This window comes from Photobacterium sp., from assembly GCF_057456235.1.
In genome coordinates this window covers 243,359-269,274 of sequence record NZ_JBVCPH010000003.1, presented here as the reverse complement: position 1 = coordinate 269,274, position 25,916 = coordinate 243,359, and the positions used below count along the sequence as shown (strand labels likewise).

Sequence of the window (25,916 nt, the reverse complement as noted above, 5' to 3'; positions counted from 1 at the left end):
TGCTTTTCTTAAATATTCAACTAAAGAGTGGGACATGGACCAATTAATTGAGAGATTTTTACGCTACGTGAGCTTTGATACTCAATCTAACCCTTCAGTTGCCCATTGCCCGAGTACCAATGGGCAAACTGTACTTGCTGAGCAATTAAAGAAAGAACTTATTGAGCTTGGGCTGTGTAATGTTGAGCTGGACGAACATGGTTACTTAATGGCGCGTTTGCCATCTAATGTTGAACATGACGTACCGTGCATTGGTTTCATTGCTCATATGGATACCGCACCGGATGCATCGGGCAAAGAGGTAAAACCTCAGATCGTTGAAAACTATAAGGGTGGGGATATTGCTTTGGGAGCTGGTGATGAAGTGCTATCGCCAATTCAGTACCCGGACCTTAATAAGTTACACGGTCACAACATTATCACCACTGACGGTACAACCTTACTGGGTGCTGATAACAAAGCGGGAATAGCTGAAATCATCACGGCTATCGCATACCTGAAGGCCAATCCTGAAATTAAACATGGTGATATCAGCATCGGTTTTACGCCAGATGAAGAAATTGGTCGTGGTGCTAACTTATTTAATGTTGAAAAGTTCGGTGCACAATGGGCATATACCATTGATGGCGGTCCGGTAGGTGAGCTTGAATTCGAAAACTTCAATGCAACGTCGGCGGATGTCATTTGTCACGGTGTTAACGTTCACCCGGGCACAGCAAAAGATAAAATGGTAAACGCCATGAATATTGCCGCTCGGTTCCAATTGATGATGCCGGCAGATGAAACCCCCGAATGTACAGATGGCTACGAAGGTTTCTATCACCTGAAATCGATGGAATCTGCGGTGGCTAAGACCGAGCTGGGTTACATCATTCGAGATTTTGACCGTGAAGGTTTAGAGCGTCGTAAAGCCTTCATGCAGCAAAAAGTCGATGAGCTGAACAGCCAGTTAACCAAAGGGCGGGTAGAGCTTATCTTAGAAGACAGCTATTTCAATATGCGTGAAATGGTTGAACCACATCCACATGTTATTGAATTAGCAAAAGAAGCGATGATTGCTTGTGATGTGAAGCCAGATATTAAGCCGATTCGTGGCGGTACCGATGGTGCACGCTTGTCCTTCATGGGGTTGCCATGCCCAAATATCTTCACCGGTGGCTATAACTTCCACGGTATCCATGAGTTCATTACCATTGAAGGTATGGAGCAGGCGGTAAAGGTTATTGTGAAACTTGCAGAGAACACAGCAGTTAAATATCAATAAGTTATTTCTGTATTAGTACTTTTTTAGGTAAGTACGATATCTAAAAATACCGATCCGTTTTTTGATCGGTATTTTTTTGTTTATAACGTCAGCAAATAATCAATTGACCTCGTCAGTATTAATGGACTTTTTGATTGAAATTGTCTATAAATAGACAGTCAGGCAAATCAACGGAGAGGATAGCCATGAACACTTCAAAGGCCACTCACCACCAGCCACAACCAGAAGCCGGAAATACCGTTTTACCTGTGGTCTTCAATATTCTGGACAAATGGTCTTGTACCCAGGCACAGCAAATAGCCATGTTAGGTTTAACCAGCCGCTCAACCCTTAATAAATACCGGAGCCATCCGGAATCCGCCAAAGTCTCGAAAGATCTTCTTGAGCGTATGAGTTACATACTTAACATCCATAAATGCTTGCGCATCATGTTCACAGCAGAAGACAGCATTTATAACTGGGTACAGAAACCTAACTTCCATCCTTTTTTTGCAGGATCTTCCGCCATGGATGTGATGACTCAAGGGCGTGTGGTCGACCTTTATCAGGTGGCATCCCGCTTGAATGCATGGCGGGGCGGGCAGTCGTAGATGTCTTATCCGATTAAATCCTACGAAAATCAGCATTGTTATCGACTGATCCCTTCGAAATATCCACCAATTAACCTTTACGAAGATGTGTCTGATCCTGCACAGCTTGAAGCTATTTTTGCCGTTGAAGCGATCACTAATCCTCGTCTAGCTGAAGAAGTCGGCGACTTTTCGGGGATTGCCCCAGAAGATCGTTTAGTGGGTATTCCACACTGTAGCTTTGTTATGGCGGCGTTTACTCACATCAATCCTGATGGGGCCCGATTCAACACATCAGACTATGGTGCTTATTATGCCTCACCGGATGTAAACACTGCGATTAAAGAAACCGTGCACCATATAGAGCGGATAATGAGCTATACCAGCGAACCGGCGCAAGATATTCAAATGCGCTGTATTGATGCCTGGTTTACGGCTGAATTGACAGATTTGACTGGTAAAGAGTGTCTTGATTCACAGGTGTATCACCCGACAAATTATACCCACTCACAGGCCATTGCTGATAACGTAAAAAGTAAAAAAGGGGATGGTATTTTATATCAATCTATTCGTCATCAGGGCTATGATTGCTATGCGTTATTTAAACCTAACTTAGTGGATAAGGTTTGTCAGTCAAAACATTTTACTTATAAATGGAATGGCGGATCCGTTAACTCTGTACTTGAAATCAACCTAGTGTGAACGACTTGAAAAAAGCCGCTTAGCGGCTTTTTTTATGAACTGAATTTATACAGACGTTTTATTCCACACCGCAGAGACTCCCGGTTGATCCCCTTGGGTCCACCACTTCGCGGTGTATTCTTCGCCGTTAAACGTCACCTTATCGCCTTTGTTGTAAATGACGCTTGGTTGCCATATGGCCTCTCCGCCGCCAGACGACGCTTTTTCAACCGTTACCGTAATGGTATCGGAAGACGATTTACCGTTAGCCGTCACCGTTAACTGAAAGGTATAAGTCGCCGTTGTCAGATCTGTCACTGCAAAACTTGGCTTCACTGTATTGGCGTTTGTCAGTGTTACAGGGGTTCCCGAGACTTGCGACCAATTAAAGCTTAACGCATCTCCGTTTCTGTCATGAGATAACGCTCCAGTTAATTCGACAGATCCAATCGAGGTTACCTTGATATCAGCACCTGCGTATGCGACGGGAGCGACATCGCCGGCAGGTTTTTCTAAATACAGTGGTTTTTCAACACTTTCTGGCAAACACTTGTAGGTTGATTCCTGACCTTTAAAGGTACCGTTGCGGTCAAAGGCATCATATATACTGCCGTCTTTGTTACATAACTGACTCCACGGAGTATCAACCGGCAAGGCCAGCAAAATTGCATCCAGTACGTCACCAAACTGGTTGGCAAAGTCAATCACGCCATTTTGCTGGATATTACTGAACGCGATATAAGCACCATCCTGTGCCGCTTGAAGCTCCTCTTTGGTATAAAGCGGTGCTAAAGCATCAAGATAGGTAATAATTGTTTGCCAATCAATATTTGAAGTGTAGTAGCCAGGGTAGCCCGGGCCACTGGTATCAGCGACTTCTTTCAATGCCTTGGCTTTATACGGCACCTGATATAAGTAGTTGATACCAAAGCCACCAGAACCATCGCCAGTCAGATCGAAGCAAGAGTCGATGTTTGCTTTCTGCATACAGGCATCACGACGCTCCGGTTTTAGCGGGAACATCGCCAGACTCTCAGAGCTTAGCCCCCGGTTGTAACCAACAGAAATGATCTTGGTCAGTGCCTGTGGATCTTTAGCATCTTTGGCAAACAGGCCAAACTCCTGTGCCGAACGCGCCACGGTATAGTATGCGAAAATATTGTAGTAAGACGCGCCGATAGCACTCGGGACAAAACTGTTTTTGCCCGGTTCAGGTTTGAAAATCTGATTGTATAACGGTGATGTTTTTTCTGCCGGAGTGACAGCGTGATAGTCATCGGTCGGGTAAAGATCCTTATAAAAACGATTAGGGAACATCCGCATAAGCTCGCCATAGGCAGAATACATATGCCCCTCTAGCTGGAAGAAACCATCGTGTTTGGTTCGTCCGCCTCTCAAGGTGTTCCAAATCCCCCTAATGTCTGGCTGTGTTGCATCGACATCTTGGTATTTAGGCAGAATTGGGTAGGTGAAATAACCAGGAACATTGGCATAATCTGCGCCCATTCCGGCTTCTTGTAACGATTTAGCGGCATAGAGGTTGGCATCATGGTAAGGATCATCGATACCCGTGACATTTTTAAACAATGCCGCGGCATGTGCCATCGCCATGGCCCAGTGAGGGCGTTCATTAGGCAGTTGGAAAGAGTAAGGTGCCAGCCAGACCAGACGTTTTAGTTTTAAAATACGAATTTGCTGATCAACCACTTCCTGCCCCTGCGCTTTATACTGCTCGCTGACCTGATCAATCTCAGCCTGGGACAGTTCAAAATCCATCTGGCCGAGACGTATTTTTCCGGTCGGCATAAACAGTGCTGGATCTAACTGATAGGTATTAACCCCGATAATTTGTGCTGGCCAAGTATCAGAGGAAGGGAGCACCGCTTGTGCTTGCATACTACAAAGGCCGAGGACTGTTGCGGCCAAAATAGGCTTAACGTTGAGTCTTTCCATAATCTACACCTAATTAGAAAGTGATAAGGAGCCTCATTGCACAGAGGCTGGCGCAGAATTCAGTTTATTAATTAGGTAGGTAAGAAAACATAGTGTTAAGCAATGAGCTTCTGTTTTCTTGATCACATACATATTAAGTAGTCGGATCCGTATTATCTCTTGCTTAACTTTACGAGTGAGATCATCGGTGAGGGGTTCTCCGCTTGGTAGTGCGTCTATCGGAATATTAATCACAACAACAGAACAAGGACTGGAAGATCTGGCGTATGTCAAAGTTGTGCTTAGCAACTGTGCAGAGCTACCGCCAGATTGAAATTGGTAAAGACAACTAAGTGAAGGTTGATTAACAACCTCCACATGATGATTGAGGCGCGATTACTTCAGATAACGATCAATAAGGTGTTTTTTGAAGTATTCTGGATTCAGGCGCTCTCCTGTTGAATTAATCAGGATCTGATCTGTCGAGAGCGTACTCGCTTTCTTCCATACATGCTTATCTAGCCAGTTGAAAATCGGCGTCAGGTTTCGTTCGCGGATCAGGTTCTCGATGTTCATTTCTGTACGCATTGCTGCCATAAACTGCGCCGCATACATTGCGCCCAAGGTATACGACGGAAAATAGCCGAAGCTGCCGTCGGTCCAGTGGATATCTTGCATACAGCCATCGGTATAATTACCTTTGGTAGACAACCCAAGGTGTTCATTCATTTTTTTATCCCAAAGTTCGGGAATATCAGCAACCTCGATATTACCCTCAATCAAGTCACGCTCGATTTCATACCGTAATATGATATGGGCCGGGTAGGTGACTTCGTCAGCATCAACACGAATAAAATCAGGCTTAACACGGGTGCTGACAAGTGCAAGGTTGTCGCTTGTTAATGCCTTATCATCTGGGCGCATGAAAGCATCTTGAGCCAAAGGCGCCAGTAAACCAATAAAGGTCTCGTTGCGTGCCAACTGCATCTCAAAAAATAAACTTTGCGATTCGTGAAGGCCCATCGAACGGGCTTCACCCGCTGGTAAGTTGTGCCATTGAGCTGGAAGGCCTTGCTCATAACGGGCATGGCCCGTTTCATGAATAACGCCCATCAGCGCTGAGGTGAAATCTTCTTCATCATAGCGGGTTGTAATGCGAACATCGGTTGGAACACCGCCGCAAAATGGATGGACACTGACATCCAAACGGCCATGATTAAAATCGAAGCCCAGTTTATTCATCACTTCCAGGCTGATCTCTTTTTGAGCTTCAATTGGGAATGGGCCTTGAGGTGCGATCACCGTTTCAGTCGCCTGCTTCTCTTGTACTTGATGAATGAACGATGGTAACCATGATTTAAGATCAGCAAACAGTTGATCTAACTCTTTGGTCGTCATACCTGGCTCATAAAGATCAAGCAACGCGTCATAACGGCTTAACCCCGTCTCTTCTGAGCGTAGCTGAGCTTCTTTTCGCGCAAGTCTGACGACGGGTTCAAGGTTCTTACTAAAGTCATGCCAATTGTTTTCAGCACGTTGTGTCCGCCAGGCATGTTCACATTTTGACCCTGTCAGCGATTGTTCCTGAACCAAAGATTGTGGCAGTAGGTTGGCCATCTGCCAGCTGCGTTTCATCTCTTTCAGGCTAATCTGTTCTTCATCGGCAAGGGATTCGTGCTCTGCGAGATCAAACCAATCGGCTAATTGAGGTTCCGTGAGTAACTGGTGAGACAACACGGCCAATTCCGCCATGGCTTCTGAACGGGCTTCATTACCACCAGCGGGCATCATTGAAGCCTGGTCCCAACCACAGATAGCACCAAGGTGGCTTAAACGGGCATATTTTTTATAATGTTGTTCTAGTTTTTGATAGTAAGTCATCATCAGTCCTTGCGTAGACTTAAAAGCGTTAACCTCTAAGGATATCGATAAACGAAGAGATAAAAAATGCCTTTAGTAGTAAATGGTACATTATGATTATTATTCACGTTATGTATGACTAAAAAGTTGCCAGTGATGGGTGATTATATCGTTAGCGGTTTTTTATTCTGATTTTAATCGTGTAGAGGTCCATGAAAAAAAGTCATTGATGCTTTACTCAATGGTAGATATATAGATTTTTTGGCTCTGGGGCAGAGATTTATGCTGGCGCCTAAATACAACGAAGATGTTTAATTGAAATGGTTAAAGTCCGTTATCACAGGATCTGCCAAGTACTGAACTTACAGATTTTACAAACACTTACCGTGTGATGTAGGCAGGGAGGTTAAGGTGGCTTCCGGGTCTACACGATTAAAATCAGAATACTGATTTTACAGCGGAGATTTGCCCTCCGCTGGATATTCCGGATTAAATATTTGTCACATCAATAAACATCGATTCGTCAATATTCGAAGAGGAAACCTCTGCTTCTTTAAACTCGTATTCCGCTCTTTCTGTCGTACGATCCAATGGCAGCTCATTGAAATCGAATAAATTTCTGTCGGCTAACTGACTCGGACTGACGTTCTGAATGGATTTAAAGATGCTCTCAACACGACCTGGTGTTTTCTTGTCCCAGTCAATAAGCATTGCTTTGATATTTTGTCGTTGAAGATTTTCCTGAGAGCCACACAGGTTACATGGGATAATCGGGAATTCACGCTGCTCGGCGAAAGCGATTAAATCTTTTTCACGACAATAGGTTAGTGGGCGAATAACCACATTACGCTTGTCGTCAGAACGAAGCTTCGGCGGCATTGCTTTTAAGCGTGAACCATGGAACATATTAAGAAACATAGTTTCAACAATGTCGTCCATGTGGTGGCCAAGGGCAATCTTCGTTGCGCCGATCTTTTCAGCAAACGAGTACAACGTGCCTCTTCTTAAACGAGAGCAAAGGCCACACGTAGTTTTGCCTTCAGGGATTTTTTCTTTAACCACTGAATAGGTATCTTTATCAACGATATAATACGGGATACCAAGAGATTCAAAATATTTTGGCAAGATATGATCAGGAAACCCAGGTTGCTTTTGATCCAAGTTAACGGCAATAACGTCAAATTTGATAGGGGCCGCTTTTTGTAAGCTCAATAAAATATCAAGCATGGCAAAAGAATCTTTCCCGCCACTGATACATGCCATGACGACATCAGACTCTTCAATCATGTTGTAGTCAGTGATAGCATTGCCAACATTACGTCGAAGCTTTTTTTGCAGCTTATTGAACTCAAGGGTTTCTTTTCTTGTATCTTTTTGATTCATTCTCAAATCTCGTACTACCGTAATTAAAGTAGTGAACAGCTGATGGATTAGCGGGGGATTATAATGCTTTTTTACATTTTCTGGAAAGTTATCTTCAAATCCAGTTAAGAAGGCGCATCAAGGATGTATGTTTGGTTAAGAACCGTTCGGTAATTTTATCGATTTCTGTTTCGAGCAAGACCTCAAAAAATAGGTTTCATAATCACTTACTGTGATAAGTATGTATAATTTCAGCCATTCTTATCGTTAACCTGCGATATGACAAAGGAAAGAAGATGAAGAAAACGAATCTTGGGTTGATACTTGCAACAGCAGCACTAGCTATGACCGGCTGTACTGCCAATCAAGCTTCACAAGTCGGTATGCGTAGCAGTACGGTAACGAAAACCGCTCAGCAGATGTCGAATTTGGAAATATGTGAAACGTACGCGTATGGTCGGAGTACAACGCAGACACGGGTAGCAATTGCCAGTGAGTGGACACGTCGCGGGCTTAACCATAAATATTGCGATGAAATTGTCAACGAGCTCTATATCACTGCGTGGACTAAATGACTGACAGAGAACAAAGATAAAATTAAGCAAAAAGATCCAACCAAGCCCGTGCCGTTACCCGCCATACCGGTTGATTAAAGCCCATAGTAGCAACGCATTGTGTTAGTCACATGCCGATAGCGGTAAAAGAAAACGCCTCTGAATCAGAAGCGTTTTTGTGAGAGCGCGAAATAGAGCATTGAGAGTCGTTACATTAATCGATATTTGGCGCTAACGGACTAACGTACCCTTCAGGTTTTAGCGCCAGTAAATCACAATTTAAGCTATCAATTGTATGCTCAGCGGTGTTGCCAATAAATACAGCAGATAAGCCTGTGCGTCCTGTTGTCCCCAGGATCACTAATTCAGCATCTAACTCTTTTGCCACTTTGGGAATGACATCTTCAGGCAACCCCTCAACAACATGGGTCTGCTCTTCAGCAATACTATGTTTATGGCGTAATGCTTTCATCGATATTAAATGATGGCCGCGAACCGCATCACTGTATGAGGCGGGGTCAAATTCAGGCAACTCTATGGTGATATTAACGGGCGTTGCCGGATAGGCGTTTAACAGATTGACTTCTGCCCCTAAAATATCGGCAATACACTGCGCTTCACTTACAATCGCATCGTTGAGAGCATCATGCGTTTCACTTTCAGCGGCGAGGTTCACACATGCAAGTATTTTCCCATTATCTGGCCAGCTGTGATCTTTCACCATTAATACAGGGCAGGGGCATTTACGTAATAAATGCCAATCCGTTGGCGTGAAAATAACAGAGCCAATTTTGTCATGCTCATGAGTTGCTTTAATCAACAAGTCATGATGGTTGCTGAAAACTTCGGCTATGATGGCTTCATATGGACGGTTGTGCCAGACAACCAGAACGTCGATATCATTCCCTTCTTTCTGATACGGACGAATAATATCTTTTAACCATTCCTCACGCTGAACCACCACGCCGCGGCGCATTGCCTGGCGTTCCTCAGCAGAAAGCATAGAAGTCATTTCATAAGAAAAATCGTAGATAGCAAGAAAGACGGTAATTTTCACCCCGGAAGACTTGCTGGCAAGATGAACGGCACGAGATAAAGCCGGTTGATGGTCCTGAGTTTGATCGACAACAACAAGAATATTATTATATTTTTTCATAACAGCCCCCTGACACAACATGTGTTGGTATCAATACTAATCAGACATAGAGCTCTGATTTAACGCAAGACTTACCCGATTAGTATATTAACTGTAACGTATAGAAGAGATTAAGTGGAGTGCATATACCGATAAATATAAAAAAAGTGATACATCTCTAATGGATGTATCACTTTTTTTTTGCAAACAGATAAAACAGACAATTACGTGTTCTTTTTACTGACACCAGCAAGACGAGAAAGCTCATCGTGATCAATGATAGTAATGTATTTTCCCTTAACACTTAGCATATCGGACTTTTGAAAACGGCCTAATAAACGGCTGATGGTTTCTACCGTCAAACCAAGGTAATTACCGATATCACCACGGGTCATTGTCAGACGGAACTCACGAGGAGAAAAACCGCGCTGAGAAAATCGTAGCGAAAGGTTGTACAGGAATGCAGCTAAACGTTCTTCGGCATTTTTCTTTGAAAGCAAAAGTATCATTTCCTGATCACCTTTGATCTCATTGCTCATCAGTCGCATGATTTGCTGACGAAGTTTCGGCATTTTTCCAGATAAGTCATCAAGGGTCTCAAATGGAATTTCACATACCATCGACGTTTCAAGCGACTGGGCAAAACTGGGGTGCATCATTTCATTGATGGCATCAAAACCAACAAGATCACCGGCAAGGTGGAATGCAGTGATCTGCTCATCACCTTGTTCTGTAATCGTGTAGCTCTTGATTGTGCCAGAACGAATCGCATAAAGAGCTTTAAGTTCATCGCCCGCTTTAAAAAGCTCCTGGCCCTTTTGGATCGGCTTTTTGCGCTCAATAATGTGATCTAATTGATCTAACTCAGACTCATTCAGTGTGAATGGGATACACAACTGACTAATACTGCAATCCTGGCAGTGGATAGCACACCCACCTAACTGGACACGTTTGGTTGTAAGTTTGTCTGAAATCATAATCCTGCTAACCAATTTGATGTAGGTCAATATTTTAACATATTATGAAGCATTATTACGAGTATTAAAAAACCTCACAATAATTGTTTGATTGCAATGTAACCAGTATGGATGCCATAAGTCAGTAACAGTAAGGCACTTGCACGTTTGAAAAATAAATTTCTCAATAACCGCTTCAACTGTTCGGCAACTGAGCCCACAAGAAGCATTGCAGGAAGCGTGCCTAAACCAAATGCCAGCATAACACTTGCCCCGCCAAAGGCACTGCCAGATACGGCTGCCCAGCTCAGTGTTGAGTAAACTAATCCGCATGGTAACCAGCCCCAAAGCAAGCCAAAAGGCAGGGCAGACAGCGGGGACTTTAACGGTAATAATGATTTCGCTGTCGGTGAAATAAAGCGCCAGAAAAATTGCCCGACATGTTCAATTTTGGTTAATCCTTGCCACCACTGCCCCAAATACAGCGCAAGGCAGATCATCATAATAGCTGCAAATATGCGTAGTGAGATCAGAGCCGTCGCATAACCGCTATAAGCTGCCATCCCCGCGAAAGCGCCACCAATAATTGCACCGGCAATAGCATAAGAGATCAATCGGCCAAAATTATAACAGACAAGGTAAAGCCAGCGGTTATGCCGTTTTTTCTCTGCCATATGTTGGCCCGGCATGCCTAAGGTAAGTGCCGCGGCCACACCGCCGCACATACCGAAACAATGTCCGGCCCCCATCAGGCCAATGATAAAGGCTGCATAGAAGTCGATGTTCACGACGGCGTGCCTGTATCATTTGTTTTCGTTATGCGATCGTCTGCCTTATGGTCTGATGTCTGATCTTGCACCGTCGATTTTGCATCGGGTTCATTTTCATCAAACAGAATATTATAGCCCTGACGCTCCAGATCTTCGAACTGTTCGGACTTTACTGCCCATAAGAAGATCGCAACAGCAATGCAGACAAACACAATGGCAATCGGTATTAAGATATAAAGACTAGCCATTTTCTTTTAATAACCTTAAAGAATTTGATACAACAATGATTGAGCTGGCTGACATGCCAACCACCGCAATGTAAGGAGCAACAAAACCTGCAACCGCCAGCGGTAGAATAACGAGGTTATACCCCAAGGCCCAAAGCAGGTTTTCACGGATGATTTTTTTGGTGCGCAAAGCCAGCTGTCGTGCGCGCAAAATTCGTGAGAGCTGATCCCCTAACAGCACCATATCTGCCGATGATTTCGCAACATCTGTACCACCGCCCATGGCGACAGACAGGTGGGCACCGGCCAGCACGGGTGCATCATTGACACCATCACCAATCATAAGGGCGACATCAGTTGTCTCAAGGCTACGCAAATAAGCAAGTTTTCCTTCTGGTGTGACACCTGACACGAGCTTATTGACTTGGAGTTTGTCTGCAACAGCCTGGGCGCTGATAGAATTGTCACCCGTTAACATCGTGACTTGAATGCCGGCAGTCTGAAATTGCTGAACGAGCTCTGCACTATCATGACGAATTGGATCGTCTAATTTGAATGCAGCCACCAATTGGCGATCGCATGACATCCAGACCTGGTAGCTATTATCCGCACTATTTATCAGTACTTCAGCGTTAGGATTATGTTCCAGTACAAACGGAAGTTGGCCAATCCGCCATTCCTGACGGTTACGCTGGCCTTTCAAACCGCAACCAATCACATTTTCAACAGACTCAAAGTCATATCGGAAATCTTCGTCTTCGATAGATCGGCCACGGTAAGCAGCAAATGCCTTGGCAATAGGGTGGTTGGCAAATTGTTCCAGCTCTGCAGCAAAAGACAGCGCCTGTAGCTGGGTAAAATGACCGAATAGCTGAGTATCAACAAGGCGAACATTGCCTTCCGTTAGAGTGCCTGTTTTATCAATGACTAACTGGTTAACCTTGCACAGTGTTTCGAGCACGTGACCACGGCGAAGCAGAATGCCCAAACGCCCTAAACTTGACGTCGAGCATGTTAATGCCGTTGGGGTGGCGAGTGATAAGGCGCAAGGACAGGTCGCAACCAAAACCGCCAGGGTGATCCAAAGCGCATCGTCGGGTCGGTGTTGATGCCAGTACAGCCATGTACCCGCCGCAATAATCAAGATCCCAGCGACGAAGTAACGTGCCACGACATCGGCCAGAACGGCCACCTTCGGCTTCGACATCTGTGCTTCATCTTGCAGGCGGACAATGTTGGAAATCAACGAATTCTGACGGTCCTGCATGACTTTAAGCGTAATGTTACCTTCACCATTAATGGTTCCGGCAAAGATTTGTTCACCGACCCGGCGCGGGACCGGCATCGGTTCCCCGGTCAACATGGATTCATCAATGGTTGTTTCACCCTGTAAAATCTCACCATCGGCAGGCACGCTTTCACCTGGAAGAATAGTGACAACGTCACCGACTTTCAATGTTTTCGCCGCAACCTGAGAGCCATTTTTCAGCGTGGCCATTGCAGGAACTAATTTCAATAAGTTTGCACTGGCTGCTGCAGCATGGCGGCGGGCGCGCATTTCAAGAAAACGGCCAAGCAAGAGAAAGAAGGTAAACATCGAGATGGACTCGAAGAAGACTTCGCCTTTCTCCATCACGGTGGCATATAAACTGGCGACGTAGGCAAACAATAACGCAATCGAGACAGGAACATCCATGCCCAGGGTTCGGGCTTTTATATTACGCCAGGCATTGAGATAAAAAGGTAGGGCAGAATAGAGCAGTACTGGTGTGGCAAAAATTAAACTGACCCAACGAAGGTAGTTTCTGAATTCGGTATCTAAATCACCGAACACTTCAAAATATAAAGCAACCGCGAGCATCATGACCTGCATGGTCGCAATACCGGCAACACCTAAGCGATAAAGGTATTGCTTCATGGCATTGTGATATTGCTGCTCTTGAGCATCAGCTTCAAAAGGTGCGGCTTTGTAACCCAGTTGATGAATGGCAGAAAGAAGATGACTGAGTTTGGCTTTTGCAGGATCCCATTTTAGTAAGGCCCGGTGAGTCGTGGTATTGACCCGAATTGAAACGACCCCTGATTCACGCATTAACTGCTTTTCGATGAGCCAGGCACATGCCGCACATGAAACACCGTCAAGGGAGAGGGAGACCTCTTTACTGTTTTCGACATCACGAACAAATTCCTGCTGAACTTCTTCATGATCATACAGTAATAACGATTTTAGTTTTTGCGGAACTAACTCGGCTTTTTCCGCCGGCGCGGTACGGTACTCATAATAAGAGGTCAGCCCGCTTTCAACGATGGTTGTTGCGACAGCTTGACACCCGGGACAACACATATCACGCGTTTTGCCCAGGATCTCAACTTCATAGTGGCAATCCTGCGGAACAGGATCACCGCAATGATAACAGTCAATAATTCTGTTTGTATCTGTTGTCATTCCTTGATCTGCCCGTACAACGAAATCGGGTCGGACGTTGGTAAGTTAACACGACCTTGCAACATCCAATCGCCATCAAATGGTTCAAGCTCAACAAACCAAGGGCCCTGCAGAGGCTCTGGGGCGTTAAAGCGATAAGTTCCTTTCAGATCGGCACTGACCATCTGGGTGAAATCATTATTGGCCAGCGTACGGTGGGTAAAGGTAACACGCAAGTTTGGATAGGCTGCGAGATCACCTTTATCAAAATTCAATACGATACTGTTTTCATCAACATTAACCGAAGCTTTCAGCTTTAATGCATCAGAGACTCGCAGGCGAGAAAGATCGACATTAATGGCTTTGCCTTCCTTGTAATAATCTTCTGCAACAAGATCGACCTGGTTTTGGGAAAAGATATAGACAGCGGTAAGGCTGTAGATTACCGACGTTGCAGGAATAGCAATAACGAACCAAGGCCAAAACTGCTTATACCATGGCTTTTGCATGATGATTACCTTTGAAGAATAGAGGGTATTAGCCCCTGAAAATAACAGGGGCCAAGTATTATGTCTCAGTTATTATTGCTAATTTCATCATTAACATGTAACTGATTATTAAAAGTAAATACTACTTGTCGGTATCGTTAGTCAAGTTCCATACATAGGCAGAAATGAGTTGAATTTTATCTTCATCCAATACACCGTTCCATGCTGGCATCACGCCTTGACGACCATGCATAACCGTCGCTTCAACCGCGCGACGAGAACCGCCATACAGCCAAGTGCTATCCGTTAAGTCAGGGGCACCAAATGCAGGGTTACCTTTACCATCTGTACCGTGGCAGGCTGCACAAACAACGAAGCGTTGTTTACCCGCGGCTGCCTCTTTGGCATTCACTTTTCGACCAGACAGGCTAAGTACATAACTAGTGACTTCTTTAGCCCCGTCTTTACCCAGCACATCTCCCCAGGCCGGCATCACTCCAATACGACCATTCATGATGGTTGTTTTGATCGTTTCAGCCTCACCGCCATATAACCAGGCATCGTCGGTTAGGTTAGGGAAGCCCGCTTGGCCACGAGCATCAGAACCATGGCATTGCGAACAGTTCTGAATAAACAGACGCTGGCCAACTTTAATTGCTTCTGAATTACCGGCAATCTCCGTAATAGGAAGCAGGGTGTTACCTGACTCGTCGTATGCCAGAGTTTTAAATGTTTCACCGAATTTTGCTTCAGCTTCATCCAACTCTTTTGCATATTGATCCAAGCGCTTGTCTTGTTGGGCGCTAGCGACAGATACGCGAGACTCTTCAATAGAACGAACGGTCTGATCTGAACTTTGCCAACCTAAAAAGCCTTTGTAATTACCTAATCCCGGATAAAGGAATAAATAAAGCACACTGAAGACTAACGTGGCCCAAAACATGTAGGACCACCATTTAGGCAGTGGGTTATTGATTTCACGAATACCGTCGTATTCGTGCCCCATATCTTCGCCTTCTTCAACACCCATGGTATCTTTGCTACACCAGTAAAGCAGGCCAGCAATAGCAACCAGGCTGCCAATAGTGATGACGCTAATCCATAGACTCCAAAACGTAGTCATGCTTCCTGACTCCTGTCATTCTCACGCGTAATCAAATCTTTATCTTCATCTGCAAACACCAAATTTGCAGCTTCATTAAAGTCAGATTTGCGGCGCTTACTGTATGCCCAAAAGAAAACACCAATGAAGCTGATGAACAACACAACAGTCCAAACACTATGAATGGTTATAATATCCATGTGGTATCTCCTTATTTCATCGCGTGACCAAGTGACTGAAGGTAAGCAATAACAGCATCCATTTCAGTCTTGCCTTTCACGTCTTCGCTGGCATTAGCAACTTGCTCTTCAGTGTACGGAACACCAAAAGTATCTCGGAAAAGAGCAAGCTTTTTAGACGTGAGTTTTCCATCAAGCTCATTTTCTTCCAACCAAGGGAAGCCAGGCATATTTGACTCAGGTACAACAGCGCGAGGATCACGCAAATGCACACGGTGCCAGTCATCAGAGTATCGGTCGCCAACGCGAGCTAAGTCAGGGCCAGTACGTTTCGAGCCCCAAAGGAACGGGTGTTCCCATACACTTTCACCGGCAACGGAGTAGTGACCATAGCGTTCTGTTTCAGAACGGAAAGGACGAATCATCTGACTGTGACAAACGTTACAGCCTTCACGGATATAAATGTCACGACCTTCCATTTCTAACGCCGTATAAGGGCGCAGATTTTCAACCGGCTCTGTCGTCTGCTCCTGATAAATAAGCGGTGTAATTTCTACCAGCGCACCAAAACTGATGGCGATAACAATAAGGATCGCCAGGAGGCCGACATTCTTTTCTACAATTTCATGACGATTGCTCATCTGTCGAACTCCTTATGCTGGTTGTTCTGTTGCTTGCAGGCTTTCTTTCGGCGCAGAAATGGTCTTATAGGCGTTGTACGCCATTAGGAACATGCCACTCAGGAAGATGAAACCACCAACAAAACGAACAAAGTAGAACGGATAGGACGCTTGTAGAGACTCTACGAAGCTATATGTCAGGGTGCCGTCTGTATTGACCGCACGCCACATCAGGCCCTGCATAACACCGGAAATCCACATTGCTACGATATACAGAACCGTACCAATCGTTGCCAGCCAGAAGTGAACGTTGATCAGTTTTACTGAGTACATACGACCTTGGCCAAACAATTTAGGGATCAGGTGATAAATAGAACCGATAGAAACCATTGCAACCCAACCTAACGCACCAGAGTGAACATGACCGATGGTCCAGTCAGTATAGTGAGAAAGAGCGTTGACCGTCTTAATCGCCATCATCGGGCCTTCGAAGGTAGACATACCGTAGAAAGACAATGAAACCACTAAGAAACGGAGGATTGGATCATAACGCAGCTTATGCCAGGCCCCGGAAAGCGTCATGATACCGTTGATCATGCCGCCCCATGATGGCGCAAACAGAACCAGCGACATCACCATACCTAGCGACTGAGTCCAGTCAGGCAGGGCAGTATAATGAAGGTGGTGAGGACCAGCCCAGATATACAACGAAATCAGTGCCCAGAAGTGCACAACAGATAGACGGTATGAGTAAACAGGACGACCGGCTTGCTTAGGAACAAAATAGTACATCATGCCTAAGAAGCCCGCTGTAAGTAAGAAACCTACCGCGTTGTGCCCGTACCACCACTGGACCATCGCATCCACGGCTCCTGAATAAACCGAATAGGATTTAGTCATAGAGACGGGGATAGCCAGACTATTCACAATGTGAAGTACTGCTACCGTTAAAATAAAGGCACCGAAGAACCAGTTCGCAACATAAATGTGCGAGGTCTTTCTTTTGATCATGGTACCGAAAAAGACAATGGCATAGGCTACCCATACAGCTGTAATGGCGATATCAATCGGCCATTCCAGCTCTGCGTATTCTTTACCAGAGGTCCAGCCCATCGGCAGTGAGATTGCCGCGGAAAGGATAACTGCTTGCCAGCCCCAGAAGGTGAACGCTGCTAACTTCCCACCGAATAGTCTTGTTTGACAAGTACGCTGAACTACGTAATAAGACGTAGCAAATAACGCACTGGTACCGAATGCGAAGATCACTGCATTAGTATGCAATGGACGCAGACGGCTGTATGTCAACCAAGGGGTATCGAAGTTTAGCGCTGGCCACACCAGCTGAGCGGCAATTAATACACCAACGCCCATACCGACAATTCCCCATAGTATGGTGACTAAGGTAAATTGACGTACGACCGTATAGTTGTAGCTTTCTTCAAGCTGCTTTACTTCGCTCATATTGCATGCTTCCACTTTGAATTTTTTAACTACACTCTTACTTTCCTTGTGCGAACAACGAGTTGTCGCAATGCCACCCAAAGCTTGTTAAATGTCTTGTTGCTTTTTCAAACAACTCAACAATCAAATTGCTATTTTATTGTAAAAGTGGCATTTTCAATGCCAATAATACTTCACTTAACAACTGAATGACAGCGTAATGCCCACACGTCATTTACGGTTAAGCAACATTTATTTGAAAACTTTGACACCTGTAACACGGGAAGTATGGAAAAATGGCAGCAGAAAAACTAACAAAAGCCCGATTAATTCAAATCATATTTTTAATGACAGTTTTAATGGCGGCATTTGTATGGAGAACAATTACATATAATGACTCGAAACCAGCAGATGACAAGGCTACTCAATGTCAGGTTAAAGCTGGAACGTGTGTATTCGAAGAGGAACAACAAGAGCTGGAGATCATCTTATCGCCTTCGCCCGCTGTCGCGGAATCCCCCCTGATCGTACAAATCGGTAACGTAAATGTTAAGCCGACGGCCACCGTTGAAGGTATTGATATGTTTATGGGGACGATACCGGTCATTTTTGAACAAAAAGGGGACGTTTGGTTGGGACATTTTAGTGTTCCGGCTTGTGTTCACCCTAAAATGGACTGGCGGATGAATCTGGAGCAGGGCGGTAAAAAGGTTATTGTGAAATTTACCGTGATAAAATAATTTAAAGTTGAGACGCTGGCAGCACCAATCTATATGACATTAAGGCGTGGCAAACTACGCCTTAATGTCATCTGTTTTTATGGGGCATAAAACATCTTCTTCGTCATCCCGCCATCCAGGGTGAAATTTTGCCCGGTGATAAATCCAGATTGTTCACTGAGCAAAAACGTTACCATAGAAGCGACATCATCAACATGGCCAACTCGTCCTGTTAAGTGTTGCTGTTCATCAACAGAGCGTAATGTTTTATCTGCTGTATTGATCCAGCCCGGAGAGATGCAATTAACCCGGATATCAGGCCCTAAACTGTTTGCTAAGGCATGCGTCAATGCAACCAGTCCTCCTTTGGATGCGCTGTAGGCTTCTGTATTCGGTTCAGACTGTTGTGCGCGAGTTGAGCTAATATTAACCACCGCACCTTTTGACTCTCTCAGTAACGGTAGGCAAAGTTTGGTTAACATTACAGGCGCAGTTAAGTTAACTTGCAGCACCCGGTTCCAATCATAAATATCTAATAGATCTAAAGGAGAATTATAAGGATTGGCTATTGCAGCGTTATTGACCAGCCCATCTAATTGACCAAACTGCGAACCAATTTCGCTAATCACCGCAGCAAGTTCTGATTCAACGGTAACATCCGCACACCGAAATCGAATCCGAGGCTCTTCTGCAACCAATTCAAATCCGGCTTCTTCATTCATGTCAATCGCGATGACAATCGCATTAGTCTTAACGAGTGTTTTGCAAATACCCTTGCCAATACCGTTCGCACCACCCGTCACCAAAATTACTTTACTCGTCATTGATTCCCTTCAGTTTTCGACAGTTTGCTCTGATATTATTCATTAGCGGCTAATAAACATCAGACTTTAGTCATAAAATGAGATTACTTACTGATTGCTGAGTGAAAAGTGTCTATTATGGAAAAAAGTGATAATTAACAGTAAATCAATATGGATATAGCAACCAGTTTCTCTGCCTTTCATTTATCCGAACATGCTATTTCAGATGCTATCAGCAAGCTGGATCTGAAAATAGCGAACCCCAAGCTGGTATTAGTCTATTTTTCAGAACATTATGATGAGAGTCTGCTTCAGACAAGCCTGCAGCAAGCCTATCCTCACGCACAGATATTAGGGTGTTCGTCTTGTCAGGGAGTTATGACCGATGAAGGCTATAACCGTGGCGAAGGTATTGCACTATGGGCAATAAATGACAACACCGGTGCATTTGGCACCGCCATTGTCTCAACCAATCAAGCTCCCTTCGACATAGCTCGCCAAGCGGTATTACGCGCAATTGAAAATAGCGGCCGACCCGGCGAACTTCCGGCCTTAATTTTACTGCATGCAACGCCAGGAAACGAAGAAGACATTATCAAGGGGATAGAACATGAGCTTGGTCCCTCGGTTCCTATTATCGGGGGCAGTGCTGCTGATGATTTTGCACAAGGGAACTGGAAGTTATTTACTCATGAGCAAAGCACCCAAAATGGCGTAGGTTTATGTGTGTTTTATCCTTCCTGCCAAGTGAGCTATTCGTTTCATTCTGGTTATGCCTCTACCGGCATGTCAGCCATAGTGACTCGTGTCGAAGGGCGGGAAATTATTGAACTGGATAACCAACCCGCCATTAAAATGTATCAGAACTGGCTGGATAAAAACGCAAACACTGACAATACCGAGAGCATTATTAGCGAAAGTAGCTTAAGCACTTTAAGTCCCTTAGGGCGAGTGGCGGGAAAAGTACATGATTTACCCTATTTTAAACTCGCTCATCCGAGAACAGTCACGAAAAGAGGGGGGATTGAGCTGTTTGCTACGGTCGAGGAAGGCGAACGAGTCTATTTGATGGCAGGCACTGAAGAACGCCTGGTTACCAGAGCGGGTAGGGTCATTGATTCGGCTAATGACCTCAATAACAGTCGGGAGTTAGATCCCATAGGCGGGATCACCATATACTGTGCCGGTTGCATGTTAAAAGTACAACATAGAATGCATCAAGTCGCCCATTATGTGAATCGGGCCATGCATGCAGCTCCTTTTGTCTGCCCATTCACATTTGGTGAACAAGGGCAATTTATTGGTGGCGAGAATGCGCATGGCAATTTAATGATCTCAGCTGTTTTATTTCATAGGGATTAATAAATGCCAAGTTTTGAATCAGAGAAACTACAAGAGACATTACTTGATTTATTGCGGAGTCAGGATAGAGAAAAGCAATTAAGGGATGAAAATTCAGCGATTCTTGCCGGGATCTCCGCCATGGCGGGTGCTAACAATAAACGACAGGTATTTAATAGTTTATTGTCCGTACTACGAAAGTACATTGATTTCGAGCATGCACTGGTTCTTACCCGAGATGATGAAAATTCACAGCTACAAGAACTGGTAACGACTTGCCCGGTTTTTGAATCCAGTGTCTGGACGGTAGAAAACACTTTTTCCCGTTGCCTGAATGGTGAGAGTGTGGCGTTGTTTTCACCAAAAAATGTTAATGAATTTAAACCATTGAGTTCGGAGATGCTTAATGACTGTCAGTCAGCTTTAATGACAGGGGTCAAAGTAAGCACAGGGGACGCATTACTCCTTCTTTTCCATTCTGAGCGAAGTCAATTTACACCGCACTGCCGCCGAGTATTGGACCGTTTTCGTCCTTTGCTTGAGCGTGCAATTATTGATATTGATTATCGAGAACGTCTTCAATCACTTGTCACGGCCCGAACGCAAGAACTGACTCATAGCCAGCTACGATTCAAAGATTTTGCGAAAACGGTCGGTGATTGGTTTTGGGAAATTGATACCGATTATCAATTTACCTATATATCAGCTCCTCAGATAGCAAACCATATCATTGATGAAAATAGCATTTTTGAAATATTTGGCGAGCAATTAGAATTACGGGCCCAGCTAGTACAAAAATTAGAGACAAAAGAAGCTTTCGAAGATTTAGAATGGCAATTACCCGAACATGAAGGGGGATTGTGGGTGAGTTTGAGTGGTACCCCGTATTTCAATAAACAAGGAAAACTCATTGGCTATCGGGGAACAGCCAAAGACATTACCCATCGCAAACAACGTTTGTTTGAACTACAGCAAGCGCGAAAACAAGCTGAATCTGCCAGCAAGGCCAAATCAGAGTTTCTGGCCATGATGAGCCATGAGATCCGAACACCATTGAATGCAGTATTAGGTTTGATGGACACATTATCTGACTCAGGTCTCAACCATGAGCAGGTAGGATGGGTGAACCAGATGGATCAATCTGCTCAACTGCTTCTTACGATCATCAATGATATTTTAGATTTGTCACGAATTGAGTCTGGTAATTTTGAATTATTTAGTGCTGAGATGTGTCTTGCCGACTGTATTAATCTTGTTATGAATCAATTGCGAGAGCAAGCGACTAGGAAAGGCATCGCTCTAACGTCAGACATAGATCCATCTGTACCTATTAGTATGCTTTGCGATAAAAACCGACTGGCACAGGTCATGTTCAATCTGATTGGCAATGCGATCAAGTTCACCAACTCGGGCTCTGTTCGAGTCGTCGTTAAAACTATTGATGAACAAGTTGAAATTGCGGTGAGCGATACCGGTATAGGCATTGCGGCCAAAGCTCAGAAGACTCTGTTTAATCCGTTTATTCAAGCCGATGGCAGCATTACTCGACGCTATGGCGGTACAGGATTGGGGCTCGCAATTAGCCAGCATCTGATTAATAAAATGAACGGAAAAATATCGCTCTGCAGCACGTTAAACGTAGGGAGCTGCTTCACCGTTTCAATTCCAATTATACCTGTCAAAGAAACAACGATTAAAGAGTTATCACAGCAGTCATCAGCGTCAGAACGATCGCTTAATATTTTGCTTGCTGAAGATAGTAATACCAATCAACTTGTCGCCAAGCTCATGCTTGAAAAGCGCGGCCACCGAGTACAAATCGCAAATAACGGTGACGAAGCAGTTAGAGTATTACAAAATGAACATGAGCAGTTTGATATTGTCTTAATGGACATTTCAATGCCAGTACTGGATGGATTACAAGCCACAAGATTGTTACGCGAAAAAGACATTCAGATACCAATAATCGCGTTAACGGCTAATGCGATGCAATCAGATAAAGACCAATGCGAAAAAGCGGGCATGGATGATTTCTTAGCCAAGCCGATACGCTCAGCCGAACTCAACGAGATACTCAGTAAATACCAGATGCTGGCTTAAATCTTCTGTTCCCAAACCATTTTGCATCACGGATGCCTAAGCACAGATCTGGATCTGGCAAATGTTATGACAGTTTTCAGCTCGGTAATTAGTAACGAACTTGAAGATCGAGGCAAACTGACCATTTGCAGAAGAGCTTAAAGTAAGTGTTAATTACCTATTTTATGGTAAATACAATTATGTTCAATGAAGTTATAGTAGACACACAATATCCATTTTTCCAATGAGTTTTGGGGGTTTATAAGTTGTTGATATAACAGAGCAGGCTCCTTACTCATGAAGTTATGGTTCCCCGAGAATCATTTAACATAATATACATAATGCGCACTAAGAGTGTAGCCACAAAGCTAAAGTGTCTCTTTTCTGCAAAGTGAAAATGTCCTGTTTTTCCTACGGTGATCAGTATCTATCTGGTCGATGTGAGATTAACAAACGATGTTGGTAACTATGAATGACAAAGAGATTTTACGCCTGAATGCTATCCGAGATGTTTGTGATAAACGAATCCGACGAGCAGATGCTCCACATATTCTATCGCTGAGTGTTCGACAAGTTCAGCGACTGATTACTCGCTTTCGCAAGCTTGGGGCTGTTGGTATTACTCATCAGCGCCGTGGCTTACCATCTTCGAATAAAATTAATGAAGATGTTCAGCTTAGCTGCCTCGATATAATACACAAACAATATTTTGATTTTGGCCCATGAAAAACTCACTGAATGCCACGGAATTAAAATCTCTCTGGAAACCCTGCGTCAATGGATGATCGCTAACGGCCTGTGGGTTCCGCACACCAAACGTAAGCCACGTGTCTATCAGCCTCGCCATCGCCGTGATTGTTTGGGTGAACTGATCCAAATCGACGGCTCTCACCACGACTGGTTTGAAGGTCTCAGCTCGAAATGCTGCCTGCTGGTTTACATTGACGATGCCACGGGCCGTTTGATGAACCTTCGTTTCAGTGAAACCGAATCCGCCTTCGACTACATGGTTGCAACGCGTGAATATATTGAACAGCACGGTAAACCAATGGCTTTTTACAGCGATCGCCATACTGTCTTTCATGTCAGCAAGCGCGATGCTCAGACTGAGCGACTGACCCAGTTTGGACGTGTGCTCAATGACCTTAATATCGAACTAATCTGCGCCAACAGTTCACAGGCCAAAGGTCGCGTTGAACGTGCGAACAAAACGTTACAGGATCGCTTAGTCAAAGAAATGCGCCTTCAGGGTATTGATACGATTGAGCAAACGAATACCTGGCTCCCCGACTTCATTGCTGACTTTAACCGGCGGTTTGCTAAACCGGCCTGTTATCCCAAAGACATGCATCGCACCGTCAGAGCTGGACGATGTCTTTGCCTGGCACGAAGTACGTAAGCTATCGAAATCACTGACTTTTCAGTACGACAAGGTTCTCTACCTGATTGATCCTACTGAAGAAAACAGCCGACTGGCACAAGAGGCGGTAAAAGTGTTGGATTATCCCGATGGTACGATTGCAATCCAGTACGGCCACCGAAAACTCGGTTTTAAAGTCTTTGATAAATTGGCGAAGATTGACCAAGGCAGTATTGTTGATCACAAGCGACTAGGCGCCGTGGAGCAACAAGGCAAAAGCGAGCGCAGTAAAAGAATGCCAAAGCGCACGGCGCAACAACGAGTCCAACAGCAACTCCGCACTATTAACCCGGTTTTAATACACCCTGAAGACTTCAAACCCAGCACCAAGAAAGGCTGACTTCCCTACTCTACAACCAGTTTCTGAGCAGGATGAACTACCTTAAAAGGAGACATTTGTTTGATAAGTATCACGCCCTTAAACGTATGTACGAGCTGGACTATGTGCCGGTGCGATCCAATGTAGTGACGCCGTTGCGGTTCCCCGTGGTGGTCACCGGGTTAAAGCAATACAAAGTGACACAGTCACCAAAAAGAAAAAGAAAGCCTACCGTAAGGCTCAGGCCAAGAAAGCCAAGCGACTTCCCTAGCCTCTGGGCATGAAAAAACCGCGATTTCGGGTTTTTAACCAAAAATGCAAATGCCGAGTGTAATGCGTCACCATGATACTTTTGTTAGGCATTTGACTCCAAGTGTTTGAAAAGACGATGTAACTCCCAACTTTCCAATTGTTCGCCATCTTCGTCGATAACCATTTCTTTGTATAAAAACCCATTCTTTCGAACGACATTCAACGAAGCCACATTGCTTGAAGAGATCAAAGCCACAACAGTATTAATAACACCAGAATCAAATGCAATCTGACTGAGTATTTTCACAGCAGCAGTAGCGCCACCTAAACCTTGGGCATTTAGTGCCACGTTATAGCCGATTTCAACACGATTACTATTAGGCTCACCTTTAAAACCACAACAACCAATAATTTGACTACTTTTTTGGATGAAATATGGAAGAGCCCAAATTTTATCCATCGCTTTATCACAATATTTGATCGAACGAACCAAGACATGCCCAGGAGGAATCGCCCCCTCTAAGCACAGAAAATTTTGAGGTTTCTCATCCAACTTAATAAGCTTATCAAGCTGAATTGGATTTAATTGTATGAGATTCATATTTTCCTATGCCTAACATTATATTCAATGATTTGGTTTCGTGTCTCGACATAACAAGATAAATAATCCATCTAATTGATAACTTTCACTTACATCATATTATTCCTTTTGGCATTTATAATCAATGACCTACAGTGGCATCGCACTGCCTAGAAGAATCAAACCTGTTTTGGTGCTTTTCTAATAATCCCTTAAGTCGCTAAAAGTTGTATGCAATACCCACCGACATCATAGAAACGTCTTCTGCGGCATCAAGTTCGTATAGTTCATATTCAGCTCGTATTGAGACTGGATTTATATTGTATGCCGCACCAATACCAAATAGTGGGCCGTTTCTGGTGCCAACCTCATTGATTAACGTTAAAATTTCCGAGTCGCCAACAGTATCCGTTTCATGAAACCCTACTTTACCGAAAAGTTCAAAATGTTCAGCCACAGGTAAAATCCCTAAGACAGAAACCCCATAAGTAGAGCTGGTATATCTCAAATCACTAATTTCAAGCAATAACTTACCTAAGTCAGCATAAAACACTTCAGCTGCAAAGTTCTCATGAAAACGAAAACCGACGAATAACTTAAAACCAGTATCCGTATCATTGAAAGAACCCCCCTCACTTTCTCTAAGTGTTTTTTCTTCTGATGATACATCAAGCTTTGTATTACCCAATGAGCCACCGATGTATCCTTTCTTTGGGTTATCTACCTGAACTGTGGCGTTAACATAGTGGGATTCAGCGCTTGCTAGAGCAGAAGCGAATACGGCGATAATACTTAATCCAATCAGAGTTCGTTTCATTTTCAATCTTCCTTGCTGTATG

23 protein-coding genes and 1 pseudogene are annotated in these 25,916 nt (G+C 44.3%); 8 read left to right on the top strand and 16 right to left on the bottom strand.

Annotated elements, in window-relative coordinates:
• The first annotated feature begins 34 nt into the window (after window positions 1–34).
• From pepT to AC2204_RS05555, 3 genes are all read left to right on the top strand, one after another.
• On the top strand, window positions 35–1,264 hold the full coding sequence (pepT, locus tag AC2204_RS05565; protein ID WP_318924486.1) for a peptidase T: 1,230 nt from the start codon (window positions 35–37) through the stop codon (window positions 1,262–1,264).
• Between the two features lie 185 nt (window positions 1,265–1,449).
• Complete coding sequence (locus tag AC2204_RS05560) at window positions 1,450–1,854, top strand: MbcA/ParS/Xre antitoxin family protein (protein ID WP_318924485.1); 405 nt, start codon at window positions 1,450–1,452, stop codon at window positions 1,852–1,854.
• Complete coding sequence (locus tag AC2204_RS05555) at window positions 1,855–2,535, top strand: RES family NAD+ phosphorylase (RefSeq protein ID WP_318924484.1); 681 nt, start codon at window positions 1,855–1,857, stop codon at window positions 2,533–2,535. It abuts the gene before it with no gap.
• A gap of 45 nt (window positions 2,536–2,580) precedes the next feature.
• Here the strand turns inward: AC2204_RS05555 and AC2204_RS05550 are convergent, their stop codons facing one another.
• From AC2204_RS05550 to ttcA, 3 genes are all read right to left on the bottom strand, one after another.
• Entirely contained in the window at window positions 2,581–4,467 is a 1,887-nt protein-coding gene (locus tag AC2204_RS05550; RefSeq protein ID WP_318924483.1) for a PKD domain-containing protein, read from the bottom strand.
• A 375-nt stretch (window positions 4,468–4,842) separates the two neighbouring features.
• Complete coding sequence (locus tag AC2204_RS05545; RefSeq protein WP_318924482.1) at window positions 4,843–6,327, bottom strand: carboxypeptidase M32; 1,485 nt, start codon at window positions 6,325–6,327, stop codon at window positions 4,843–4,845.
• A 468-nt stretch (window positions 6,328–6,795) separates the two neighbouring features.
• Complete coding sequence (gene ttcA / locus AC2204_RS05540) at window positions 6,796–7,689, bottom strand: tRNA 2-thiocytidine(32) synthetase TtcA (RefSeq protein ID WP_318924481.1); 894 nt, start codon at window positions 7,687–7,689, stop codon at window positions 6,796–6,798.
• A gap of 275 nt (window positions 7,690–7,964) precedes the next feature.
• Here ttcA and AC2204_RS05535 point away from each other — a divergent pair, with 275 nt between their 5' ends.
• Window positions 7,965–8,243 carry a hypothetical protein gene (locus AC2204_RS05535; RefSeq protein ID WP_318924480.1) on the top strand — a complete coding sequence of 93 codons (279 nt, stop codon included), beginning with the start codon at window positions 7,965–7,967 and terminating at the stop codon, window positions 8,241–8,243.
• A gap of 193 nt (window positions 8,244–8,436) precedes the next feature.
• Here the strand turns inward: AC2204_RS05535 and uspE are convergent, their stop codons facing one another.
• The 10 genes from uspE to ccoN form a co-directional block, all read right to left on the bottom strand.
• Complete coding sequence (gene uspE / locus AC2204_RS05530) at window positions 8,437–9,378, bottom strand: universal stress protein UspE (RefSeq protein ID WP_318924479.1); 942 nt, start codon at window positions 9,376–9,378, stop codon at window positions 8,437–8,439.
• Between the two features lie 203 nt (window positions 9,379–9,581).
• A complete protein-coding gene (fnr, locus tag AC2204_RS05525) occupies window positions 9,582–10,334 on the bottom strand; it encodes a fumarate/nitrate reduction transcriptional regulator Fnr (RefSeq protein WP_318924478.1) in 753 nt (250 codons plus the stop codon).
• 74 nt (window positions 10,335–10,408) lie between these two features.
• Window positions 10,409–11,101 (bottom strand): sulfite exporter TauE/SafE family protein, encoded by a 693-nt coding sequence (locus AC2204_RS05520; RefSeq protein ID WP_318924477.1) that lies wholly within the window; start codon window positions 11,099–11,101, stop codon window positions 10,409–10,411.
• Window positions 11,098–11,331 (bottom strand): cbb3-type cytochrome oxidase assembly protein CcoS, encoded by a 234-nt coding sequence (gene ccoS / locus AC2204_RS05515; protein WP_318924476.1) that lies wholly within the window; start codon window positions 11,329–11,331, stop codon window positions 11,098–11,100. The genes AC2204_RS05520 and ccoS overlap by 4 nt, the downstream gene beginning before the upstream one ends.
• Entirely contained in the window at window positions 11,324–13,756 is a 2,433-nt protein-coding gene (locus AC2204_RS05510) for a heavy metal translocating P-type ATPase (RefSeq protein ID WP_318924475.1), read from the bottom strand. The genes ccoS and AC2204_RS05510 overlap by 8 nt, the downstream gene beginning before the upstream one ends.
• A complete protein-coding gene (locus AC2204_RS05505) occupies window positions 13,753–14,244 on the bottom strand; it encodes a FixH family protein (protein WP_318924474.1) in 492 nt (163 codons plus the stop codon). Before AC2204_RS05505 ends, AC2204_RS05510 begins: the two co-directional genes overlap by 4 nt.
• Before the next feature lie 121 nt (window positions 14,245–14,365).
• Entirely contained in the window at window positions 14,366–15,346 is a 981-nt protein-coding gene (gene ccoP / locus AC2204_RS05500) for a cytochrome-c oxidase, cbb3-type subunit III (protein WP_318924473.1), read from the bottom strand.
• Window positions 15,343–15,525, bottom strand: coding sequence for a cbb3-type cytochrome oxidase subunit 3 (locus AC2204_RS05495; protein WP_318924472.1), 183 nt, complete (start codon window positions 15,523–15,525; stop codon window positions 15,343–15,345). Before AC2204_RS05495 ends, ccoP begins: the two co-directional genes overlap by 4 nt.
• Before the next feature lie 11 nt (window positions 15,526–15,536).
• Window positions 15,537–16,145, bottom strand: coding sequence for a cytochrome-c oxidase, cbb3-type subunit II (ccoO, locus tag AC2204_RS05490; RefSeq protein ID WP_318924471.1), 609 nt, complete (start codon window positions 16,143–16,145; stop codon window positions 15,537–15,539).
• Window positions 16,146–16,157: 12 nt separating this feature from the next.
• Window positions 16,158–17,585 carry a cytochrome-c oxidase, cbb3-type subunit I gene (gene ccoN / locus AC2204_RS05485; protein WP_318924470.1) on the bottom strand — a complete coding sequence of 476 codons (1,428 nt, stop codon included), beginning with the start codon at window positions 17,583–17,585 and terminating at the stop codon, window positions 16,158–16,160.
• A 275-nt stretch (window positions 17,586–17,860) separates the two neighbouring features.
• Here ccoN and AC2204_RS05480 point away from each other — a divergent pair, with 275 nt between their 5' ends.
• On the top strand, window positions 17,861–18,304 hold the full coding sequence (locus AC2204_RS05480) for a hypothetical protein (RefSeq protein WP_318924469.1): 444 nt from the start codon (window positions 17,861–17,863) through the stop codon (window positions 18,302–18,304).
• A gap of 77 nt (window positions 18,305–18,381) precedes the next feature.
• Here AC2204_RS05480 and AC2204_RS05475 read toward each other — a convergent pair whose 3' ends face one another.
• Window positions 18,382–19,107, bottom strand: a complete 726-nt coding sequence (locus AC2204_RS05475; RefSeq protein ID WP_318924468.1) for an SDR family oxidoreductase — start codon at window positions 19,105–19,107, stop codon at window positions 18,382–18,384.
• 150 nt (window positions 19,108–19,257) lie between these two features.
• On the opposite strand from AC2204_RS05475, the gene AC2204_RS05470 reads away from it, so the two are divergent.
• The 3 genes and pseudogenes from AC2204_RS05470 to AC2204_RS05460 all read left to right on the top strand — a co-directional run bounded on the left by AC2204_RS05470 (window position 19,258) and on the right by AC2204_RS05460 (window position 24,266).
• Window positions 19,258–20,448 carry an FIST signal transduction protein gene (locus AC2204_RS05470; protein ID WP_318924467.1) on the top strand — a complete coding sequence of 397 codons (1,191 nt, stop codon included), beginning with the start codon at window positions 19,258–19,260 and terminating at the stop codon, window positions 20,446–20,448.
• Window positions 20,449–20,451: 3 nt separating this feature from the next.
• Window positions 20,452–22,527, top strand: coding sequence for a response regulator (locus AC2204_RS05465; RefSeq protein ID WP_318924466.1), 2,076 nt, complete (start codon window positions 20,452–20,454; stop codon window positions 22,525–22,527).
• 447 nt (window positions 22,528–22,974) lie between these two features.
• A pseudogene (locus AC2204_RS05460) lies at window positions 22,975–24,266 on the top strand (ISNCY family transposase).
• Between the two features lie 334 nt (window positions 24,267–24,600).
• Here the strand turns inward: AC2204_RS05460 and AC2204_RS05455 are convergent.
• The gene (locus AC2204_RS05455; RefSeq protein ID WP_318924465.1) at window positions 24,601–25,098 is read right to left on the bottom strand and encodes a GNAT family N-acetyltransferase; all 498 of its coding nucleotides are present in this window, start codon (window positions 25,096–25,098) and stop codon (window positions 24,601–24,603) included.
• 199 nt (window positions 25,099–25,297) lie between these two features.
• Window positions 25,298–25,894, bottom strand: coding sequence for an outer membrane beta-barrel protein (locus tag AC2204_RS05450; RefSeq protein WP_318924464.1), 597 nt, complete (start codon window positions 25,892–25,894; stop codon window positions 25,298–25,300).
• Window positions 25,895–25,916: the final 22 nt, after the last annotated feature.

What these genes read in the sequence shown, in the direction of transcription:
- pepT (WP_318924486.1), top strand. Translation starts at nt 35, where the DNA reads ATGGACCAATTAATTGAGAGATTTTTACGCTACGTGAGCTTTGATACT.
- AC2204_RS05560 (WP_318924485.1), top strand. Translation starts at nt 1,450, where the DNA reads ATGAACACTTCAAAGGCCACTCACCACCAGCCACAACCAGAAGCCGGA.
- AC2204_RS05555 (WP_318924484.1), top strand. Translation starts at nt 1,855, where the DNA reads ATGTCTTATCCGATTAAATCCTACGAAAATCAGCATTGTTATCGACTG.
- AC2204_RS05550 (WP_318924483.1), bottom strand. Translation starts at nt 4,467, where the DNA reads ATGGAAAGACTCAACGTTAAGCCTATTTTGGCCGCAACAGTCCTCGGC.
- AC2204_RS05545 (WP_318924482.1), bottom strand. Translation starts at nt 6,327, where the DNA reads ATGACTTACTATCAAAAACTAGAACAACATTATAAAAAATATGCCCGT.
- ttcA (WP_318924481.1), bottom strand. Translation starts at nt 7,689, where the DNA reads ATGAATCAAAAAGATACAAGAAAAGAAACCCTTGAGTTCAATAAGCTG.
- AC2204_RS05535 (WP_318924480.1), top strand. Translation starts at nt 7,965, where the DNA reads ATGAAGAAAACGAATCTTGGGTTGATACTTGCAACAGCAGCACTAGCT.
- uspE (WP_318924479.1), bottom strand. Translation starts at nt 9,378, where the DNA reads ATGAAAAAATATAATAATATTCTTGTTGTTGTCGATCAAACTCAGGAC.
- fnr (WP_318924478.1), bottom strand. Translation starts at nt 10,334, where the DNA reads ATGATTTCAGACAAACTTACAACCAAACGTGTCCAGTTAGGTGGGTGT.
- ccoS (WP_318924476.1), bottom strand. Translation starts at nt 11,331, where the DNA reads ATGGCTAGTCTTTATATCTTAATACCGATTGCCATTGTGTTTGTCTGC.
- AC2204_RS05510 (WP_318924475.1), bottom strand. Translation starts at nt 13,756, where the DNA reads ATGACAACAGATACAAACAGAATTATTGACTGTTATCATTGCGGTGAT.
- AC2204_RS05505 (WP_318924474.1), bottom strand. Translation starts at nt 14,244, where the DNA reads ATGCAAAAGCCATGGTATAAGCAGTTTTGGCCTTGGTTCGTTATTGCT.
- ccoP (WP_318924473.1), bottom strand. Translation starts at nt 15,346, where the DNA reads ATGACTACGTTTTGGAGTCTATGGATTAGCGTCATCACTATTGGCAGC.
- AC2204_RS05495 (WP_318924472.1), bottom strand. Translation starts at nt 15,525, where the DNA reads ATGGATATTATAACCATTCATAGTGTTTGGACTGTTGTGTTGTTCATC.
- ccoO (WP_318924471.1), bottom strand. Translation starts at nt 16,145, where the DNA reads ATGAGCAATCGTCATGAAATTGTAGAAAAGAATGTCGGCCTCCTGGCG.
- ccoN (WP_318924470.1), bottom strand. Translation starts at nt 17,585, where the DNA reads ATGAGCGAAGTAAAGCAGCTTGAAGAAAGCTACAACTATACGGTCGTA.
- AC2204_RS05480 (WP_318924469.1), top strand. Translation starts at nt 17,861, where the DNA reads ATGGCAGCAGAAAAACTAACAAAAGCCCGATTAATTCAAATCATATTT.
- AC2204_RS05475 (WP_318924468.1), bottom strand. Translation starts at nt 19,107, where the DNA reads ATGACGAGTAAAGTAATTTTGGTGACGGGTGGTGCGAACGGTATTGGC.
- AC2204_RS05470 (WP_318924467.1), top strand. Translation starts at nt 19,258, where the DNA reads ATGGATATAGCAACCAGTTTCTCTGCCTTTCATTTATCCGAACATGCT.
- AC2204_RS05465 (WP_318924466.1), top strand. Translation starts at nt 20,452, where the DNA reads ATGCCAAGTTTTGAATCAGAGAAACTACAAGAGACATTACTTGATTTA.
- AC2204_RS05455 (WP_318924465.1), bottom strand. Translation starts at nt 25,098, where the DNA reads ATGAATCTCATACAATTAAATCCAATTCAGCTTGATAAGCTTATTAAG.
- AC2204_RS05450 (WP_318924464.1), bottom strand. Translation starts at nt 25,894, where the DNA reads ATGAAACGAACTCTGATTGGATTAAGTATTATCGCCGTATTCGCTTCT.